This is a genomic window from Ramlibacter sp. (assembly GCF_035548915.1).
Lineage (GTDB): Bacteria > Pseudomonadota > Gammaproteobacteria > Burkholderiales > Burkholderiaceae_C > Ramlibacter.
Genome location: NZ_DASZSE010000045.1, coordinates 41081 through 62004, shown reverse-complemented (window position 1 = coordinate 62004; position 20924 = coordinate 41081). Strand labels below are relative to the sequence as shown.

8 protein-coding genes are annotated in these 20924 nt (G+C 69.1%); 7 read left to right on the top strand and 1 reads right to left on the bottom strand.

The annotated features are described in order from the left end of the window. The first annotated feature begins 28 nt into the window (after nucleotides 1-28). The 7 genes from VHA82_RS20260 to VHA82_RS20230 all read left to right on the top strand — a co-directional run bounded on the left by VHA82_RS20260 (nucleotide 29) and on the right by VHA82_RS20230 (nucleotide 16578). Nucleotides 29-5143 (top strand): hypothetical protein, encoded by a 5115-nt coding sequence (locus tag VHA82_RS20260; RefSeq protein WP_325546977.1) that lies wholly within the window; start codon nucleotides 29-31, stop codon nucleotides 5141-5143. Nucleotides 5144-5339: 196 nt separating this feature from the next. Further along, nucleotides 5340-10202, top strand: a complete 4863-nt coding sequence (locus VHA82_RS20255) for a hypothetical protein (protein ID WP_325546976.1) — start codon at nucleotides 5340-5342, stop codon at nucleotides 10200-10202. A 100-nt stretch (nucleotides 10203-10302) separates the two neighbouring features. Continuing rightward, nucleotides 10303-14055 carry a hypothetical protein gene (locus VHA82_RS20250; RefSeq protein ID WP_325546975.1) on the top strand — a complete coding sequence of 1251 codons (3753 nt, stop codon included), beginning with the start codon at nucleotides 10303-10305 and terminating at the stop codon, nucleotides 14053-14055. Between the two features lie 32 nt (nucleotides 14056-14087). Then, nucleotides 14088-14555: a hypothetical protein gene (locus VHA82_RS20245; RefSeq protein ID WP_325546974.1), complete on the top strand. Its 468-nt coding sequence runs from the start codon at nucleotides 14088-14090 to the stop codon at nucleotides 14553-14555. A 4-nt stretch (nucleotides 14556-14559) separates the two neighbouring features. Further along, nucleotides 14560-15165 carry a matrixin family metalloprotease gene (locus VHA82_RS20240; protein ID WP_325546973.1) on the top strand — a complete coding sequence of 202 codons (606 nt, stop codon included), beginning with the start codon at nucleotides 14560-14562 and terminating at the stop codon, nucleotides 15163-15165. Nucleotides 15166-15170: 5 nt separating this feature from the next. Continuing rightward, nucleotides 15171-15962 carry a 3'(2'),5'-bisphosphate nucleotidase CysQ gene (cysQ, locus tag VHA82_RS20235; RefSeq protein WP_325546972.1) on the top strand — a complete coding sequence of 264 codons (792 nt, stop codon included), beginning with the start codon at nucleotides 15171-15173 and terminating at the stop codon, nucleotides 15960-15962. A 91-nt stretch (nucleotides 15963-16053) separates the two neighbouring features. Further along, on the top strand, nucleotides 16054-16578 hold the full coding sequence (locus tag VHA82_RS20230) for an SET domain-containing protein (RefSeq protein WP_325546971.1): 525 nt from the start codon (nucleotides 16054-16056) through the stop codon (nucleotides 16576-16578). 54 nt (nucleotides 16579-16632) lie between these two features. On the opposite strand, the gene VHA82_RS20225 is transcribed toward VHA82_RS20230, so the two are convergent. After that, on the bottom strand, nucleotides 16633-20697 hold the full coding sequence (locus tag VHA82_RS20225; RefSeq protein WP_325546970.1) for an amino acid adenylation domain-containing protein: 4065 nt from the start codon (nucleotides 20695-20697) through the stop codon (nucleotides 16633-16635). Between the last annotated feature and the right edge of the window lie 227 nt (nucleotides 20698-20924).

Below are 20924 nucleotides of genomic sequence, written 5' to 3'. Positions count from 1 at the left end.
GGGCCACAGCTTCCAGCAGACGGCGAACGTGCTCGGCTCGACGCTGGCGTACCAGACGCTGCATCCCAACTTCGAGCAGCCCGACGAATTCGCCTACAAACTGCTTTCCGAGGTCGGCCTGCAAGACAACGAAACGGTGATATCGATCATCGAGTCGCTCGTTCCGGTGCAGACCAAGGCGACGATCACGTACCTTCTCTTCAACGCGCTTCTCAATGTGCCGGCCAACGCGCCGCAGGCCTACCTGGACGCGCAGGCGACGCTCCTGAACAAGGGTGAAGTGGCCGAGTACTACTCGGTGACCATCGGCGGCCGCGCGACCGACTACGCGACGCTGAACGACATCATCGCCCACGTCGACTCCACCGATGCCAGCGTGATCGCGGCCGAACAGGCAATCGACCAGATGGTCGCCACCGGCCCCGAACTCACCCCGGGCGTCGACAACCTGCACATCCAGGGCACCACGCCCACGGTGATCGACGGCGTCGTGGACGGCGCGGCCGATGGCGACACGTCCAACGCCACCTTCAACGCGGGCGACCGCATCGACGGCAACGGCCACACCTACCTCGACTTGCTCGTGGTCGAGAACGGCAACGCCGGCTTCGAGCGCCTCACGAACGTCTCGCTCGTCAATGTCATCGCCGGCACCGATGCGAGCGCCACGCTGGACGGCCACGCCGGCGTGACGCTGAATGCCGGCGGCTGGAGCGGCGTCGGTCTCGTGAGCCTCGACGCAGGCGTCGACGACGAGATCGTGTTCGTCGATCACCTGAAGGCGCTCACCGACATCGAGGTGAAGGACGTGAAGGGCACGATGTCCGCGAGCTACCAGACGGACCATGGCGACCTCTTCGCCGCCATCGCGAACGGCGACGAAGGAGGCGACGGCATCCGCCTGCACACGACTTCGGGCGCGGGCGTCGACATCGTCGGCGCCGACAAGGTGTCCGCTCACATCTCCCACGACAACTCCGGCTTCACGCTCGACGGCGGCATCTCGCTCGCGATGGGCGGCGAGTCGTACTTCAGGGCCGACTTTCGCGATGGCACGCTCGACGTCGCGAGCATCGACGCGACGATGGGCGGCACGAGCCATTTCGAGTTCCACGCCTCTCAGGCGCAGGGGGACGTCCACGTCGGCAACGTGGACGTGCATCTCGGCGACGATGGCTTCGCGAGCCTCTCGTTCGGCGAGGACACGAGCGACGTGACCGTGGGCGACGTGGCGGTCCAGGTGGGCGACGATTCCTACGCGGGCCTCGATGTGCGCTACCTCGACGGGGACGCGTCGGCCGGCGCCGTGGCGATGGAGGCCGGCGACGATTCGACCGTGACGGTGATGTTCAGCTACATCGACGGCGATCTCGCAGCGGGCAACGTCGACGTCATGGCGGGCGACAACGCCAATGTGGCGGTCCAGGCCAACTCGATCGACGGCGACATCGCGATGCACGACATTGGCGTGGTCGCGGGCACGGACGCTTCGATCGGCATCGGCTTGTTCTACCGGTTCGGCGTGGAGGACATCGCGGGCGCGCTCGCCGTCGGCAACGTCGACGTCCAGGCGCTCACCGGCTCGCGCGTGGGCCTCACGGTCTACAACTTCACGCAGGAACACGCGGGCGACATCGCGATCGGCATCGACGGCGGCAGCGGCTCCATCGACGTGGCGTTCTCCCACGCGCTGGGCGAGATCACGATCGGCAACGTGGACCTGCAAGGCGGCGAGGCGAGCCCGGTCGAGTTCGGCGTGACCAACGCGTACGACGACGATCATGCCGAGGGGCGCACGAGCATCGGCAACCTGACGGCGCTCGGCGAGGACGTGAATGCCTGGGTGGGCACGTCCGGCGGCGGCTCCGGCAACGCCGAAATCGGCAACGTCGACCTCACGGCGAAGACCGGCTACGCGACCCTGAACGTCTACGGGCATGCCGAGAACACGATCGGCAACATCGCGATGGTTGCGGCGACCAGCGCCGATCTGCACATTCACGCCGACGGCCGGCCGGTCTATTCGTACGAGACGACGAGCGGCACCGTGACCATCGAGGCGGTGCTCGGCACGATCCACGTGGGCAACATCGAGATGGCGATCACGGGGGCCGCGCCCTCCACCGACGGCCTCACGGCCGACATTGCCAATCGCGACTTCAATGTCGGCGACATCGTGGCGGGCAACATCGCGCTCACGAACGATGCCGACAACAGCTACGTGCGGCTCGACATCGCCAATTCCGCGTCCGCGACGACGACCGAGAGCAACACGGGCACTTCCGCGGGCAGCATCACCGTGGGCGACATCCACCTCGCGGGGGGCAGCGCGACCGCGCTCGTGACGGGCGCCGCCCCGCCGCCGCCCGCGCCGCCGCATTCGATCGTGCAGGTGACGGGCGAACACAACGTCGTCTACGCCTTCGCCGACATCGAGAACGTCGGCAGGAACGGCGACGCGGGCGACGTCCTGATCGGCAACGTCTCGATCGACATCGGCGACGGCTTCGCGAGCGGCACGGAAACCAACGAGGCGACAGTCACCTTCCACGCGAAGGATCACGGCCATCTGCACGCGGGCGACCTCACCGTGGGCGATGTCGACGTCCAGGGCGGCGATTTCGTGAGCATCTCGGCGGCGATCGGTGCCTCCGAGCAGGCCGATGCCGGCTCGACCGGCCTCGTCACGGTGAGGGACGTGGCCATGGATGCGGGCGAGTCCGCGCACGCGCTGCTGCAGGTCTTCAATCGCGACTACGGCGGCGGCATGAACCCCGACAACGACAACGGCGGCGTCGCGGTGGGCGACGTGAACCTCGCGGTCGCGCAGGATTCGTGGGTGGAGGCCATGGTGACGGCGTGGAACCAGACGAACGGCGGCTGCACGATCGGAGAAGTCGCGGTGGGCGACATCCACGTCGAGGCGGGCGACAACTCGACCGGCATCGTCCTCGTGCAGCAACTGGGCCACTTCGCGTCGCTCACCACGATCACCGACAAGGAGGACGGCGACTTCGCGGTCGGCAACGTCGCGGTGTCGGTGAGCGCGACCACCACGCAGGACCTCGCGGGCGGCTCGTCCATCCACATCAATATCACGAAGACCTGCGACAACCTCGGCAGCTTCGATGCGGGCGGCATGACCGTGGGCGACGTGATGGCGTTCGCCGCGGGCGCGGACGCGAACGTCTCGATCCGCATCGACGACCAGGGCGAGGCCGACCTCCTGGGCGACGTGAGCATCGGCACGGTGGGCATCGACGCGGGCGACGATGCCGCGGCGCTCGACGCCACGGTGTTCATCGTCAACTTCGCGGCCGGCGGCGACATCGGCAACGTGACGCTGGGCGGCGGCGATTTCTCGGTGGGCGATCATTCGCACCTGAACGCCACGCTGGTCGTGACGAAGGATCGCATCGCCGGTGACGTCGGCAACTTCGACGCCGGAGACTTCACGCTTTCCGCGGGCAAGTCCTCGGTGCTGGACGTCGCGGCGGGCGTCTTCTCCCTCACGGCGCACGCGGACGTCGGCGATTTCGCGATCGGCAACGTGCACGTCGAGCTGGGCGAGTCGAGCTATCTCTCCATGTTGAGCGTGGGCGTGGTGGCCGCGTCCGTCGGCGACCTCTCGGCGGGGGACTTCACGGCCGACCTCGGCGAGAACGCCGGACTCACGTACAGCATCTCGGTGCAGGCACTTCACGGCGGCGTCGGCGACATCTCGATGGGCGACGTGAACATCACGATGGAGGGCCACGACACGTCGAAGACCCTCCAGTACTTCGTGGAGGTCGGGGCCGACCAGGACATCGGCAACGTGACCATCGGCGACTGGGACATCGTCGCGGGCACGACGGCGGAAATGCAGCTCCTCGCGCTGACCGTGCAGGCGTTCCACGGGGATATCGGGCACATGTCGGCCGGCGACCTCTCCATCGAGGCGGGCGAATTCGCGTTCGTGGGGACGAACGTCTCGATGTCCAACGGCTTCGCGGGCATCGGGGTGCTGGCCTCCTCGGGCGACGTTGGCGGGTTCACCGCGGGCAACGTGGAAATCACCGCTGAAGACGGCGCTTTCGTCACGTGGGAGTATTTCGACACCGCGCTCGCGGGCTCGGCCGGCGACATGCTGATCGGCGACATCCATCTCTTCGCGCGCGACAACGGCCTGAAGTCGACCCACACCACGACGTCGGCGACGGGAACGCCGACCGGAACGCCGACCGGAACATCGACCGGCACACCGACGGGAACCCCGACCGGGTCGTCGGCCGCGCTCGTCAACACCTATTCGAGCGACATCGGCGCGGCGATCCACTTCCGCGCGCTGCTCGATGGGGACGCCGGCGACACGCTCACGATCGGCGACATCGTGATCGACGTCGAGGGCACGGCACCTTCCGACGAAGTGTGGGTCTCCATCGCGAACAACGGCGCGGGCAATGTCGTGATCGGCGACATCGTCGTGAGCGGCGAGGGCGACTTCCGCCTCGACGGCTTCAGCCATACGGCCTCCGACAACGTATCGTTCATCGCGGCGCATTCGACGGCGGGCAACGTGGCGGTCAGCATCGGCAACGTCGACTTCAGCGGCTACGAGCAGGCCGTCACCCTGGACCTGCACTGGGCCAACACGGGGGCGGCGAGCGTTGTCGCCACCGCGTTCGACGACAGGATCTACGACACGCATTCGGACAACGCCATCACGGGCGGCGAGGGCGCCGATGTGATCTACCTGTATTCGGGCGGGCACGACACGATCGTGACCCGCCAGGGCGACACGGGCGACAACCACAGCACGAGCGGGGCCGACGTGGACGTGGTCTCGGGGTTCGACCCGGGCGGGGTCGCGTCCGGCGCGCTCGCGGGCTCCACCTACGACCTGCTCGATTTCGGTCTGGTGGCGGGCACGGCCGGCAATTTCGTGGTGGGCGACGGCACCTACGGACCGACGCCGAGCATCGCGCAGTTCATCCAGGACGCGAATGACGCGTTGAACAGCACCGTCCGCTACTTCGCCGAGTCCGACGGGTCCGGCAATACCTGGGTGGCGGTCAACTACGGCAGCGGCGAGGCCGACGCCGTCATCCTGCTCATGGGGGTGACGGCCACCAGCCTGCATTACCAGAATTTCGTGCCGTAGGGGGGCGGGCCGCGCCCTCTGCCGTCTGCCCTCTCCCCTCCGGGCAGAGGCCACAGCCGGCGCCTGCCCGATGTGACCGCAATCACCGCGGATTGCGCCGGCCCCCCCTAAACTGCCACTCTCCGGGCGAGCGCCGTTCGCCCCGGCGCGCTTGTCGCGCGCCCCCCGTGTACGCCCCGCCCGAGGAGAGCCTCTTTTGGCCATCACCGCCACTGAACGCAGCGAAATCGTCGAGCTGGTCGTTCTCATGCTCGACGCCGCGCCCGGTGCGGCCTATCTGCAGGCCATCGTGGCCGCCTACGAAGCCTCGGGGCGCAACCTGCACGTACTCGCGGACCTTCTCGGCAACACGGCGCTCTTCCAGTCCGTCAACACCAATTTCCAGAGCGCGGAGGAGTTCGCCCAGACGCTCCTGGCGCCCCTGGGCCTGCAGGACGACCCGCTGGTGCACGATTTCGTGGTGGCGCAGGTCAACGGCGGCGCCGCCAAGGCCGACGTGATCTTCGTGCTCTGGCAGGTGCTGCACAACCTGCCGCCCGGACTTCCGCAGCAGTACGTGGACGCCCAGGCGGCGCTGCAGAACCGCGCGTACGTGGCCGAGTACTACTCGATCACCCTCGGCGAGTCGGCCACCGACCTCGCCGCGCTGCAGGACGTGATCGTCCACGTCGGCGCCGACCCGGCGAGCGTCGATGCCGCGCTCGCGGCCATCAATGCCCACACCGCCGCCGGGCCGCAGCTCACCACGGCGGCCGACACGATCAGGATTCTCGGCACCGCTCAGAGCAACGTCACGGGGGTGGTGGACGCGGACGCCGACGGCAACGTCTCGCACAGCACCTACAGCGGCGGCGACAAGGTGACGGGCAACGGCCACACCGATCTCTTCCTGACCGTCATCGAAGGCGGCAACGCGGCCTTCGCACGGGTGGAGAACGTGCATGCGATCCACATCACGGCGGGCACGGAAGGCTCCGTGAATTTCCAGGGCGGCGGCTGGACGGGCGTGGGCAGCGTGCGCCTCGAAGACGGCGTCGACGGCCTGGACGTGTTCGTGAAGAACCTGCAGGCCGCGACCGACATCGGCATCGCGGGGGTGACCGGCTCGATTTCGGCCGACTACCTCCTCGGCTCGAAGCACTTGCTGGCCCGACTGCACAACGGCGACGAAGGCGGCGCGGGCGGCTCGGCCCATGTCGCAGTCAACGGTGAAGTGCAGATTGCGCTTGCGGCCGGCATGTCGGGCTCGATTTCGAACACGAGCGGCATCGCGCTCGGCGACATCACCGTGCACGGCGCCGGCAGCGACGGCTTCTCCGCGAACTTCGACGTGCCGGGCGACCTCACGCTCGGCGACATCGCGTTCGACGCGGGCGAGAGCAGCGCGCTCGAGCTTCGCGTGAACGGCGTGGACGGTGACCTGGCGGTCGGCAACGCCGACATCGAGGCCGGTGGCGATTCGGACGTGAAGTTCAGCGCCCAGCACGTGACGGGCTCGGCGCACCTCGGCGACGTGACACTTGCCGCGAGCGATTCCTCGTCGGTGGACTTCATCCTCGCCTCCGTCGGCGGCGATGCCGTTGCCGGCAACGTGGCGATCCACGCTGGCGACTCCGCGACCGTCACCGCGCGCTACGACTCGGCCGCGAGCCTCGATGCGGGCGCGCTCACCGTCGTGGCCGGCGATGCGTCGGACGTGACGGTGGGCGTCACGCGCATCGGCGGCCCTGTTTCCCTCGGCGCGGTCACGCTCGGCGCGCTCGACGATGCCACCGTCAGCCTCGCCATCGCGCACGCGCAGGACGTGACGGCGGGCGACGTGCACCTGTCCGCGGGCGACGGCGCGCACCTCGTGCAGGCCGTCTTCCAGTCCGTCGACGGCAACGTGAGCCTCGGCGACGTTTCCGCGACGGCGGGCGATACGTCCGTTGTGAGCCTCCAGGCCGATGCGATCGGCGGCGAGTTCGACCTCGGGGACTTCCTCGCTTCCGCCGGCGACGACGCCAGCGTCACGGCCTCGCTGTCGAACATCACCACGGTGTCGGGCGGCAAGGTCGGCGCGACGGCCGGTGCCAACGCGACGGCGAGCGTTTCGATCCACGACGTCATCGAGGACATCACGCTCGGCGACGTCTCGGCGACGGCGGGCGAGAGCGGCCAGGCCACGCTGACGCTCGTCGCGGGCATGGACCTCGACCTGGGCAACCTCTCGGTCGCGGCCGGCAGCGACGGCCTCGCCTCGGGCAGCGCGACGAGCTCGAGGTTGCTCGGCACCGTGCGCGCGGGGGCCGTCACCGCCGCGGGCGGCGACCACGCGGTCGCGACGTTCTCGGTGTCGCATATCGCGGCGAACGTCGGCGCGATGACGCTCGGCAACCTGGCCGCCTCGGCGGGCGACGCCGCGAGCGCCACGGTGGTCGCCGTGAACGAAGCCGTGGGCGCGCCCACCACCAGCAACACGGGACTCGCCGCGGGCGAGATGAGCGTGGGCAACGTCTCGGCATCGGTGGGCGATGCGCTCGACGCCGCGAACGATGTCACTGCCTTCGCCGAAGTGCTGTATGCGGGCAAGGCGACCGGCGCCACGATCGGTGACTTCGAAGCGGGCGACCTGCATCTCGGCGTGGGCGACAGCTTCCTGAGCGGCACGCAGGAAGGCGCCGCCGGCGGCACGCTCATCGTGGCTGCCGTCGGCAACGAATCCGCCGGCAATGCCACCTTCGGCGACGCGACGCTGCAAGGCGGAGACTTCTCCAGGCTCGCGGCGATCGTCGGCAACTCGGTGCAGGGCGTGGGCGGGGTCGTGGGCAACGCGCGGTTCGGCGATGCTTCCATCGCGGGCGGCGAAGGTTCGGGCGTCTCCTACCAGGCGTTGCTGGCGGGCAGCCATGCCGCCGAAGTCGGCTCCATGACGTTCGGCGACCTGAGCCTTCAGCAGAAGCAGGATGCGCACGCGACGCTCCTGCTCGAGCAAGGTGCCGTCAGCACGAACTCGGCGAGCGCGATCGGCGACATGACGGTCGGCGACGTCGAGGCGGTCCAGGGCGACAACAGCTCGCTCCTCTTCGAAGTCATCTCCGAGAGCCATTTCGACGGCGCGACGACCGACACCGAAGGCGATTTCGAAGTGGGCAACGTGAGCATCGCGGCGAGTGCGACGACGAGCCAGGACCTTGCCGGCGGATCGTCCGTGTCGGTGCTGCTCCTTCGCGAGCACAGCCACTTCGGGGGCGCGGAGGGCGGCGACTTCACCGTGGGCGACGTGGACCTTCGCGCCGCCGACCGCTCGAGCGTGGCGCTCGACATCGCCGTCACCGGCTCGTGCGAAGAGATGGGGAACGTGAGCCTCGGCGAGCTGTCGCTCGCGGTGGGCGGGGACCTTGCGAGCGCGGGCGGAGTCGTCGACATTGCGAATGGCGGCGCGGGCGACTTCGGCGATGTGTCGATCCAAGGCGAAAGCCTCTTTCTCGGCGAAAAGTCGAGCGGCTCGTTCCTCGTCGTGCTCGATCATCGCGGCGGCGCGGGCCACTACGGCGACATCTCGCTCGGCGACCAGTCGATTTCGCTCGCCGCGACGGCGCAGGGTGTGATCGGCTTCGCCTTGCCGAACCATACCGCGGGCGCCACGGTCGGCGACTTCTCGATCGGCCATCTCCGCGTCGAAGGCGAGAAGGGCTCGACGGCGACCTTCGACATCTTCAGCCTCGTGGCGCACGCGATCGGCGACGTGAATGTCGGCGATTTCGACGCGACGCTCACCGGCACGGCCACCGCGCGCTTCAGCCCGAACTTCACGGCGCCCGACGTCGGCGGCGTGAGCGCGGGCGACGTGGACGCATCGGTCGGCAAGGGTGGGTTCCTCTCGTATTCGATCGACGTCGACGCCCAGCATGGCGTGGGCGACCTGCACGCGGGCGACTGGGACATCGCGCTGGACGACGGCGGCGTCGCCAATGCGTGGATCGCGCTGCTCGCAAGCACCGGCTCGCTCGGCTCGGTGGAGCTGGGCGACGTGGACTTCGCTCTCGCCTCCGGCGCGGTCGTCGACCACGCGGGTCTGAACGTCACGGCGGGCCACGACATCGGCGGCATCGCCGTCGGCAACGTCACGGTCGATGCGGACGACGGCGCGAGCGCGCAGCTGCGCTTTCAAGCGCAGGCGGGCCACAGCGCGGGCGATCTCACGATCGGCGACATCGAGCTCTCCGTGGCGGACACGGGCCTCACGTCCGGCACGGCGCACGTCGAAGTCGGCGCCTTCGTGCAAATGCACGTCACCAACGACGGCGCCTCGCACAACGACGACGTGATCGTGGGCGACATCGCCCTCGACGTCGCGGGCACGGCCGCGAGCGACGAAGTGTGGATCGGCCTGAACTCGGTCCACGGTGACGTGACGATGGGCGACCTCACCGTGAGTGGCAAGGGCCACTTCAGCTTCCACGCGTCGGACACCGCCGATGCGAATACGTCGGTGCTCAGCGTGATCGCCGCGGGCAACGTGACCATCGGCAACGTCGACTTCAGCGGCTACGAGGGCGATGCGAGCATCGACCTCTCGTGGACCGATTCGGGCGCCGCGCGCATCACGGGCGGCTCCGGCGACGATACCGTCGCGGGCAACGCGGGCGACAACGTCATCGCCGCGGGCAGGGGGCTCGATGCGATCGACATCTCGCAAGGCGGCAAGGACACGCTCGTCTTCGGCAAGGGCGACAGCGGCCATACGACGGGACATCTCGACACGATCGCGGGCTTCACGGCCGGCACGGTCGTCTCCGGCGCGCTGTCGGGCGCGGATGCCGACAAGCTGGACTTCAACCTCGCGGCGGGCAGCGCGGGCAACTATGTCGAGCGCGACGCCGATTTCGGCACGCTCGCGGAGTTCGTGGCCAATGCGGACGACGCGCTCGACACGACCGTGAAATATTTCGTGCAGGACAATGGCACCGACACCTACGTCGCGGTCAACTACGGCAGCGGTGAAGCGGACCTGGTCGTCGTCCTTGCGGGAGTGCACGATGCGACGACGCTACAGTTCCAGAACTTCGTCGTGTAAACGCCCGGCGACGCCGTGCGGCGTCACGAGAATCTCGTGAACAATCAGGACCCCGGCCCCGGCCGGGGTTTGTACTCATCCATATTCACGAAAGCAGTCCATGGCCGTCACAGCAAACGAGCGCAGCGAAATTCTCGAACTCGTCGCACTGACGCTCGACCTCGCGCCGAGCGCCGGCATCGAAGCCACCGTCGAATCGGTGTACGAACTGGTCGGCGACAGCCTGCCGACACTCGCGCAGATCCTGATGGGAATCGCCCCCGTCGTGCTGCAGTATCCGCCCGACCAATCGCCGGAAGACTTCGCCACGACGTTTCTCGCCCCGATCGGGCTCGAGAACGACGCGCTGGTGCACGGCTGGGTCGTCGCGGTGCTCGATGCCGGGGCCTCGCGCGGCACCGTCGCCTACACGCTCTGGTCCTTGCTCCACTCGCTTCCGTCGAGCGGCCTGCCGCAGCAGTATCTCGATGCCAAGGCCATCATGCTGAACAAGGCGGCGGTGTCCGAATATTTCTTCGACATTGGCGCCGGCGCCAGCCTCGCGCAGATGCACGACATACTCGCCGCAGTCACCGCGGACCCCGCGAGCGTCGCGGCGGCCGAGGATGCGCTCGACGACCAGTTCGCGACCGGCCCCGACCTCACGCCCAACCACGACACGCTGCAGATCCCGGGGACGAACGCCGTGAACGTGCACGGCGTGGTCGACGGCAACGCGGACCAGTCCACCGCGCAGAGCACGTACACGCAGGGCGACTCGATCCACGGCAACGGCAACACGAACCTCTACCTGCAGATCGTGGAAGCCGGCAAGGCGCCCGATGCGGCCGCGAGCGGGCTCGAGTCGATCTTCATCACGTCCGACGTCGCGGGCAACGTCACGTTCGATGCCGCCGACTGGAGCGGCATCGGCGACGTGCGCGAACACGGCGGCACGAACGGCGCGCACCTGAAACTGGACCACCTCGCAAGCGGCATCGGCATCGGCATCGACGCCGTGATCGGCACCGTCGAGGCGCACTACGGCTCGGGCCTCCTGGCGAAGCTCGTCCACTCGCAGGAAGGCGGGCACAGCAGCTTCGTCACGGATGAAGAGGGCAACCTGCAAGGCACGATCGCCGACGGCGCGAGCCTGCAGCTCACCGCGAGCGGCGCGCACGACGTGACCTTCGGCGACTTGAACCTCGCCCTCGGCGACACCGCTTCCGTGTCGCTCACCTTCTCCGACATCGGCGGCGACCTCGCGCTCGGGGCGCTCTCCATTGCTGCCGGCGACGATGCCGTGCTCGCGATCGAGATCGACGCCATCGGCGGCTCGCTCGTGGCCGACAGCCTCTCCATCAGCGCGGGCGAAGGCGCGCACGTCACGCTCGACCTGCACGGCGTGGACGGTTCGGTCACGCTCGCGGACGGCGTCTTCTCCGTGGGCAGCCACGCGACGCTCGCGTTCGACGTGCGCGACATCTCGGGCGCGATCCTCGCGGGCACGATCGTGGCCGCGGGAGACGCGGCGTCCGTCCTCTCGGTGTCGTTCACCGCCGACGGCGACGTGGGCGTGGGCGACGTCGACCTCAATGCCGGTGCCGCCGGCACGGCGCAACTGCATCTCACGGGCGACGACGTCTCCGCCGGCGACCTGAACCTGCGCGCTGTGGGCGGCGGCACCGTGGCGCTGCACGCCTCCGCCGAAGGCTCGGTGGACGTGGGGGCCGTCGACTTGCGGGCGGGCGATCAGGCGGTCGTGCTCGCGCAGGTCGGCGCGGTCGCCGGATTCGGGATGGGCGACTTCGGCATCGACGCGGGCGATGCGCTGCTCGCGCAGTTCGACCTGCTGCTCGCGGGCGGCGCGCAGCTCGGTGACTATTCGGTGGCCGGCATCACCATCGACGGGGCGCACGACGCCGGCATCGTGGGCGCGCTGCGAGAAACACTCGCCGCGACGGACGACGATACGGCCGCGAGCCTGGGCGACTTCCTGGTCGGCGACGTCACGGTGGTGCTCGGCGATGGTTCCGGCGTCGACCTCGCGATCTCGCAGACGGCGCAGGTGAGCGGGAGCGCTTCGTTCACGGGTGGCGATTTCACCGTGGGCGACATCTCCGTGGCGGTGAGCGCCACCGCGACGCACGACCTCTCCGGCGGATCCCACATCAACCTCGCCGTCGTGCGCGACATCGGCGCCACGGCGGCCACGGCCGGCGCCTTCTCGGTCGGCAACGTCGCGCTCTCGGCGGGAAGCCATGCGGACATCCAGCTCGCGGTGGCGGACTCCGGCTCCTTCGAGGCGATGGGGAGCGTGAACATCGGCGGCCTCGCGCTCGAAGCGGGCGACGGCCCCGGCTCGCAGGTGCAGGCGCACGTGTCGGTGGTGAACCATGCGAGCGGCGACCTGGGCGACTTCACGCTCGGGGACGTCGAGGTGCTGATCGGCGAGAGCGCGACGGCAACCATCCACATGACGCTGCAGAAGTCCGATGCGTCGGGCGACGTCGGCGACATCTCCGTGGGCGACCTCACGTTCGAGGAGGAAACGAGCGCGCTCGCGGTCTGGCAGTTCACGGTCGCCGGACTCACCACCGATGCGGCGGTCGGCGACTTCTCGCTCGGCGACATCGGCGTGACGCTCGGTGAATCGGCGCATCTGCAGCTCGGCGTTTCGGCCTCGGCCGGCGTGCAGCTCGGCGACGTGACGATCGGCGCGCTCGACGTGCAGGCCGCCGCCTCGTCCACGTTCGAGTACACGGTCTTCCTCGGCGCCGAGCAGGTCGGCTCCGTGGACGTCGGCGGCTGGCACATCGATGGCGCGCAAGGCGTGAACGACCGCATGTGGCTGGGCGTGATCGGCGCGCTCGGCGCGGTCACGATGGGCGACATCGATATCGATCTCGCGGGCTCCGGAACGCTTTCGGCCACGGCGTCTTTCGGCGGCGGCGAGACCGTGGGCGGCGTGCAGTTCGGCGACGTCTCGCTCGATGCGGGCGACGGCGCTTCGATCGCGCTGCGGCTGCAGGCGGAGGCGAGCGCCGACGCGGGCCCCATGACGCTCGGCGACGTGTCGCTCGTGAACCTGGGAAGCATCCACCTTTCCGCCACGCTCGGCAGCAACGAAGAGACGCTCACGCTCGGCGACGTGTCGTTCGACCTGCAAGGCACGGGCAACGCCGACGAAGTCGCGATGGCGCTGAACGCGGCCGGCGGCGACGTCGTGATCGGCAACATCACCGTCGCGGGCGAAGGCCACATGGTGCTGGACGGCGAGGCCCACACTACGGCGGAAGACGTGAACACATCCTTCCTCGCGATCGCGACGGGCGGCACCGTCACGGTGGGTGACATCGACTTCAGCGGCTATGGCCACGCGGTGGACCTCGACCTCGGCTGGGTCGACGAAGGTGCCGCGCACGTGACCGGCGGCGCGGGGAACGACACGCTCGGCGGCACGTCGGGCAGCAACGCGATCGCGGGCGGCGCGGGCGTCGATACGATCGACGTGAGCCAGGGCGGCATCGACACCGTGGTCACGCACGCGGGCGACAGCGGCAAGACGGCGGACGCGGTGGACAGCATCGTCGGCTTCGCGGGCGGCGCGGCGGGCGCGGGCGACAAGCTTTCGTTCGGCCTTGCCGCCGGGTCGGCCGCCAACTACGCGGAAGGCGCGGGCGCGATCACGTTCACCGACTTCATGACGCACGCGGCCGCGGCGCTGAACGCCACGGTCACGTACTTCGCCGAAGTCGTGGGCGGGGACTTGCTCGTGGCCGTGAACTACGGCAGCGGCGACGCCGACCTCGTGGTGAAGCTGGTCGGCGACACGGACCTGTCGACGCTCGCCTTCCAGAACATCGTGGCCTGAGTGCCGGCTTTGCCGAGGGGCATCATGCGCGGGTGGTGTATCGTTCCGGCATGGGTGTGCAGGCGAAATACGATCCGAAGGAAGACCGCATGCTGCTGTCGCTGGAATACGGCGACGGCAGCACGCGCATCTTCTGGCTCACGCGGCGGCAGTGGATCGGCATGATGCACGAGATGGCCGCATTGAAGCTCGTGCCGAAGGACGAGGCGGCCACGGAGCCGCCGAAGAAGAGCGCGCCCAAGCCGTTGCCGCCGCAGCCCAGTGCGACCATGGTGGAGAGCGTGAAGCTGCGCAAACAGGACCAAGGCGCTCGCGTCGTCTTCAGTGTCGGCGAGGAGCAGGGCGTTGGCGTGACGCTCGCGGGCGATGGCCTCGCGGGCTTCCATCGCCTGCTGGAGCAGCAGGCCGAGCGCGCGGGCTGGGACCCGCGCGCCGGGATCGAACGGCTCAATGCGGGCGTCGTCGCGCGCAACCTCATGCGCAAGGCCCGGGGGGAGTAGGACGATGCGCGGTCGATTCGCACTGCTCGCTGCGCTGGGCGCGGCAGCGCTGTCGTGCCTGCTGTCGGCGGCGTCCGCGCAGCCGGACGAATACGGCGCGGGGCTCGAGAAGCGCTCGCCGGGCGTGTGGCCCGACCGCGTCTATCACTGGTACTACAACGGCGCGAATCATCCGGCGTGGCTCGGCGACGACGAAGCACGTGCCTGGGTGCAGGAGGCCGCGCGCAAGTGGGAAGTGTGCGGCGTGAAGATGCAGTACGAGGGCGAGACCGACCGCGCGCCCATGCGCATGGACGGCCGCAACGTGGTCGGCTGGCGCGACGTCCTGCCGCGCGGCGCACGCGGGATCACGGTCGGTCCGGCCGCGCGCGGCGTGCTCGTCGAGCGAGACATCGCCTTCAGCTCGGGCCGGGAAGAATTCCACCGGTATCCGCGCCTGCTCAAGAAGGTGCTGGTGCACGAATTCGGCCATGCCATCGGCCTCACGCATTCGTCGGCCTGCAACGACGTGATGACGCTCGCGGCCGATTGCCCGCGCGCCGATCCCGCGACGCTGCCGCTCTTTCCCACCGGACACGACCTCGCGCGCTGCAAGGCGCTCTATCCCTGAAAGCCATGCGACTCGACACCCGGCAGCTCGACTTGCTGTGCGACATCGCCCGCGCCGCCGGCCGCGAGATCATGGACGTCTATGCCCGCGACATCGCGTCGTGGTCCAAGGACGATGCGTCGCCTCTCACCGAAGCGGACCTGCGCGCCGACGCCGTGATCCGCGAGCGGCTCGAGAGCGGCTTTCCCGGCATCTACGTGCTCTCCGAGGAATCGGCAGGCACGCCGCCCGCGGGCGGCGCCGCCACGTTCTTCCTGGTGGACCCGCTGGACGGCACGAAGGAGTTCCTGAAGCGCAACGACGAATTTACCGTGAACATCGCGCTGATCCATGGGGGCGAGCCGGTGGCCGGTGTCGTGTACGTGCCGGCGCTGGATGAGATGTTCGCCGCGGCGCGCGGTGTCGGTGCCTGGAAGGAAGCAGCCTCGTCGCCCAGGGTGCCGCTGAAGACGGCGTCCTGTCCGGCCGGCCGGCCGCTGCGCGTGATCGGCAGCCGCTCGCATGCGGGGCCCGAACTCGATGCGTGGCTGAAGCGGCTGGGCACGGCGCACGAGTTCGTGCCGGCGGGCAGTTCGCTCAAGTTCTGTCGCCTCGCCGAAGGCGCGGCCGATGTCTATCCGCGCCATGGCCCGACCAGCCAGTGGGACACGGCGGCGGCGCAAGCCGTGCTCGAATGCGCGGGCGGCGCGGTGCGGGACGCGGGTGGCCAGGCGATGCGCTACGGCCTCGATCGGCCCATGCTGAATCCGTACTTCATCGCACTTGCCGATCCGGCGCTCGCGCATCCACCGCTCTAGCTGGCCTCCCGAACAGGCTCCATACGTCCGTATAGCTTTGCTCGCGGGCCGCTTTCCTGTGAACTTCGGTCACGAACGGAAGGAGCGCGACATGGATGCGGATTTCGTCTTCAAGGCCTTCACTGTCACCCAGAGGATCGCCGCGGCGCTGCCCACGCTCTTTTTTCGCTTCGATGCGGAGCCGGGCGCGATTCAGCCCCGGGTGACCGATCGCACCGTCCAGCGCCGATCGACGCTTCCCGATGCGGGCAATGGCCTCTTCTGCCGCCGCGACATCGGGAAGGACGAAGTCATCAGCACCGTGAAGGGCAGAAAGCGCTCGCTCTTTGCCTGCTTCTTCTTCGTCAGGAGCTTTTCTCACGTGTTCACCCTGTCGCCCGGTTTCGTGCTGATTCCGGATCGCGACGACGTCGTGCAGCTTGCCAATCACAATTTCGACGACGCGGCGATCAACGCCTACTTCCTGCGCGAGCCGAGCGCCGCCTGCGTGAAACTCGTGGCGCTACGCGACCTGCGCGAAGGCGAAGAAATCTTCGTGAAGTACCACGACAGGTACCTGAAGTCGCAGACCTGGGCCAGGACCATCCTGCAGACGAAGCAAGCCCAGGCGCGCTGAGAGGGATCGCTGCGCCGGCCGGCCGGGCGCGATGGCCTGAACCCCGCCGCCCGATCAGGCAGGCAACGCGAGAGATGCGTGAGCCGGGCGCACGGACGCGGCGGCCGCCTCACCGCGATCCGCAAGCGCCGCGCGCAAGAGCGCCGCGAGCGGCTCGACGTGCGGCCGATGGACCATCTCGTGATGGCGTGCCTGCAGGCGATGCACCACGAGCTTGCCTTCCACGAGCTCCGACCAGCCAAGCGTCGCATCGGCGGCGTCCGAAGTCGCCTTGGGGGCCGCGGCGAAGAGCGTCACGTCGCCTCGATAGCGCGGCGGCGCGTATGCGCGGATCGCCGCGTGATTCGACCTGGCAACGCGCAGCATGCATTCGACGATTTCCGGATCGGCTTGCGCAGGCAGCTGGCCGAGCTCCTGCGCGCGCCGCGTGAAGATGCGCATCGCCTCCGCGCGCGGCATGGCTCGCAGGGCGGCGAGGTCGAATCCGATCAGGCCCTCGAAGTGAGCGGCGAGGAGCCCGATGTCGTCCTGCGCGACGTCGTCGTCGGCCGCGGGCGCGCGGCTGTCGAGGAGACCGAGGAAGGCGACCGTCTCGTTTGCCGAGAGCAGCCGGTGCGCCATTTCGTAGGCCACGAGTCCGCCGAACGACCAGCCCGCCACAAGGTAGGGGCCCCTCGGCTGCAGCTCGCGCAGTTCGCGCAGGTACCTCCCGGCCATCTCCTCCACGGTGGCGAGGGGTTCGTGCATTCCATCGAGGCCTACGGCCTGCAGCGCGTAGACCGGCCGCGCGTCGCCGATCGCACCCGCCAAGTCCGCGTAGCAAAGCGCATTGCCCCCGCTCGGATGCACCAGGACGAGCGGTGGGCCGTCACCCCTTCGCGCGAGCGGGATCAGGCAGCGCTGCGGCGGCGTCTCGCATTCGCTCACCGCGCTTGCGAGCTCACCCAATGTCGGGCGACTGAAGAGGACCGATAGCGGCAGTTCGACGCCGAGGTCGCGGCGCACCTGCGCGGCCAGTTGCAGCGCCATCAGCGAATGGCCGCCCAGGTCGAAGAAGTTGTCGTGAACGCTCACGCGGTCGATGCGAAGCACCTTCGACCAGATCGCCGCCATCGCCTCTTCCGCCGGCGTGCGCGGTGCCATGAAAGCGGCATCCGCACGGGACTTCTCGGGTGCGGGGAGGGCACGCCGGTCGACCTTGCCGTTGGGAGTCACGGGCAATGCGTCGAGTGTCACGAACGCGGCCGGGATCATGTATTGCGGAAGCTTGGCTCTCGCGTGGCCGCGCAGCTCGCCGTCGTCGAGGCGCCCCGCTTCGCGCGGCACGACGTACGCGACGAGGCGCTTGTCGCCGGGCGCATCTTCGCGGGCCATCACGAGCGCCTCGCGCACGCACGGATGCTGCGCGAGCGCGTTCTCGATTTCTCCGAGCTCGATGCGAAAGCCGCGCAGCTTGACCTGGAAGTCGCTGCGCCCGACGTACTGCATGTTGCCGTCGGGAAGCCACCGGCCGAGGTCGCCGGTCTTGTACAGGCGCGCGCCGGGCTGCGTGCCGAAGGGGTCGGCGATGAAGCGTTTGGCGGTGAGCGCCTCCCGGTTCAGGTAACCCCGCGCGACACCCGCGCCGCCGATGTGGATCTCGCCCACCGCGCCGACCGGCAGCAACTGGCCGTGCGCGTCGAGAACGCGCAGGCACGCATTGGCAACAGGGCGTCCGATGGGTATCTCCGTCATCGTGCGCGCGGCCTCGGCATCGACCGCGACGACGGATGCGTTCACGGTCGCCTCCGTCGGGCCGTAGGTATTGATCCAGCGGCAATGCGGCCCGCAGCCGGCGAACCAGTCCTTCAGGTGGCGCAGCTCGGCCTTTTCGCCGCCCGCGAGCACGAGGCGCACGGACGCGCCGGGGCGGCTGCGGCCTTCGCCGACTTCCTGCGCCCACTGATGCCAGAAGGCGGTGGGCAAGTCGGTGACGGTGACGCCGTGCGTGTCCAGGAAGTCGATGAAGGCCGCGTCGGGTGCCACGAGGTGCGCGGGCCTGAGCACGAGCTGCGCGCCGGTCGCGAGTGCCGGAAAGATCTCGGCCACCGAGTTGTCGAAACTGAAGGACGCGAACTGCAGCACGCGGTCGGCCGCCGTGAGGCCGCACAGCGCGGCGTGGCCGTGGATCAGGTTGGTCACGTTCGCGTGTTCCAGCATCACGCCCTTGGGCTGGCCCGTGGAGCCGGACGTGTAGATCACATAGGCGAGGTGTCTCGGCGTGAGCCCGATGCGCTCGGGAGGTATCCGGTCCGAGCGCCGGCCGCTCAGGAATCGATCCGCTTCGTCCAGGTACAGGCGTGGCGCGGACGTTTCGGGCAGCGCGGCTTGCATGCGCCTCGAGGTGAGCAACACTTTCGGCGCCGCGTCCTGCAGCATGTAGTCGATGCGCTCGGTCGGATAGGCCGGATCGATCGGAACGTACCCGCCTCCCGCCTTCAGGACCGCCAGCAGGCCGATCACCATGTCGAGCGAACGCTCGATGCACAGCGCCACGCGCGTGTCGGGTTGCACGCCCAGGCTCCGCAACTGGTGCGCGAGCCGGTTCGCGCGCGCGTCGAGTTCGGCGTAAGTGAGCGTGCAGCCTTCGAACGTCACCGCGGCTGCCGACGGCGTCCTCGTTGCCTGCTCCTCGAACAATTCGTGCACGCACAGCCCTTGCGGGAAGCGGGCCGCGGTGTCGTTGAAAGTCACGAGCAGCTGTTCGCGCTCGGCAGGGTTCATCAGCGGCAGGCGGTCGACGTCGGCGTCGGGGTGCTCCACCATCCCGGCGACGAGCGTCTGGAAGTGCCCGGCCATGCGCTCGATCGTCTTCGCGTCGAACAGGTCGGCGTCGTACTTGAACGCGCCGCGGATGCGCTCGCCGAGGTCGATCACCTCCAGCGTCAGATCGAACAGGCCCTCGCTGTCGTTGAGCGCGAAGGGCGTGAGATCGAGCCCGCCCCAGCGCACGGGCGGCGCACCTTCCTCCGCGTCCACGAGCGCGGCGAGCTCGCGGCCGTGACGCGCGTTCTGGAAGAGGTACATCGCCTGGAACATCGGATGCCGCCCGGGCTCGCGGGCCACTCCCATCCGCTGCACGATCGCGGCGAACGGGAAGTCCTGATGCTTCAGCGCGAGCAGCGCCGTGTCCCTCGCGCGGCGCAGCGCCGTGCGCACCGATGGGCCCTGCGAAAGATCGGTGCGCAGCACGACCGGATTCATGAAGTGGCCGACGACGCGGTCGAACGCGCCGTTGCCGCGCGCCGGCATGGCCGTGCCGATCACGATCCCGTCCTGGCCGGTGTGGCGGTGAAGCAGCACCTGAAACGCGGCAAGCAGCGTCGAGTACACCGAGCCCGCCGTCGCGCTCGCGAGCGCCTTGACTTTCGCCGTGAGCGCTGCCTCGAGCGTGAAGGACGACATGCCGCCGCGAAAGCGCGGGGTGGCCGGACGCGGGCGATCGAAAGGCAGCTCGAGTGTGGGCAGGGGATCGAGCTGCCGGCGCCAGAAGTCCCAGTGGCGCTCGCCGGCCGCGCTCTCCATGGCGTGCCGCTGCGCCGCGACGTAGTCGAAGTAGAGGGCGCTGCGTTGCGCGGACGGCTCGGCGGCGTCCCCGTCGGCGGGCGCGGCGAGCCGCTTGCCGAGGTCTTCGAGCGCCAGCCAGAACGACCAGCCGTCGCACACGATGTGATCGAATGCCAGCAGCAGCACGGCTTCTTCGTCGCCGAGGTCGTGGATCACGGCGCGCATGAGCGGCGGGCAGCGAAGGTCGAAGGGCTTGCGCGACGCAGCTCGCAAGGCGTCGGCCAGCCGCGCCGCGCCGAAGCGGCGCGCGTCGATCCGCTCGATCCGGGGCGCGGCATCCGGACGGATGCGCTGGACCGGTTGCCCGTCGACTTCGGCGAACTCGGCAGCGAGCATCGGGTGCCGCGCGAGCAGCTCGCGCAGCGCGCGCGCGAGGCGCGCCGAGTCGAGCCGCCCATGGGTGCGCACGCAAAAGACGCTGTTGTGCGCGGCCTGCCCTGCGGCCTGCAGCCGGTACTGGAACCACAGGCTCGACTGGCCCATCGAGAGAGGCTGCCATCCGTCGGGTTGCATGTGCGCATCTCCTTGGTCGCTCGCGGCCGCCGGGGCCGGCACCGCATGCCGGCATCCACGCGGCGCCGCGCCGGAACCGGACGCCCCGGCCGTCGAGGACAAGCGTGCCGCCTGCCGGGCGCGAACGCATCAGACACACGTATGCGTCCTAAAGGACTAGGATGCGCGCCACGCCATGCGCCAGCCCTTCGGACGAACGGCTTCGAAAACTTCATATAGGACTCAGC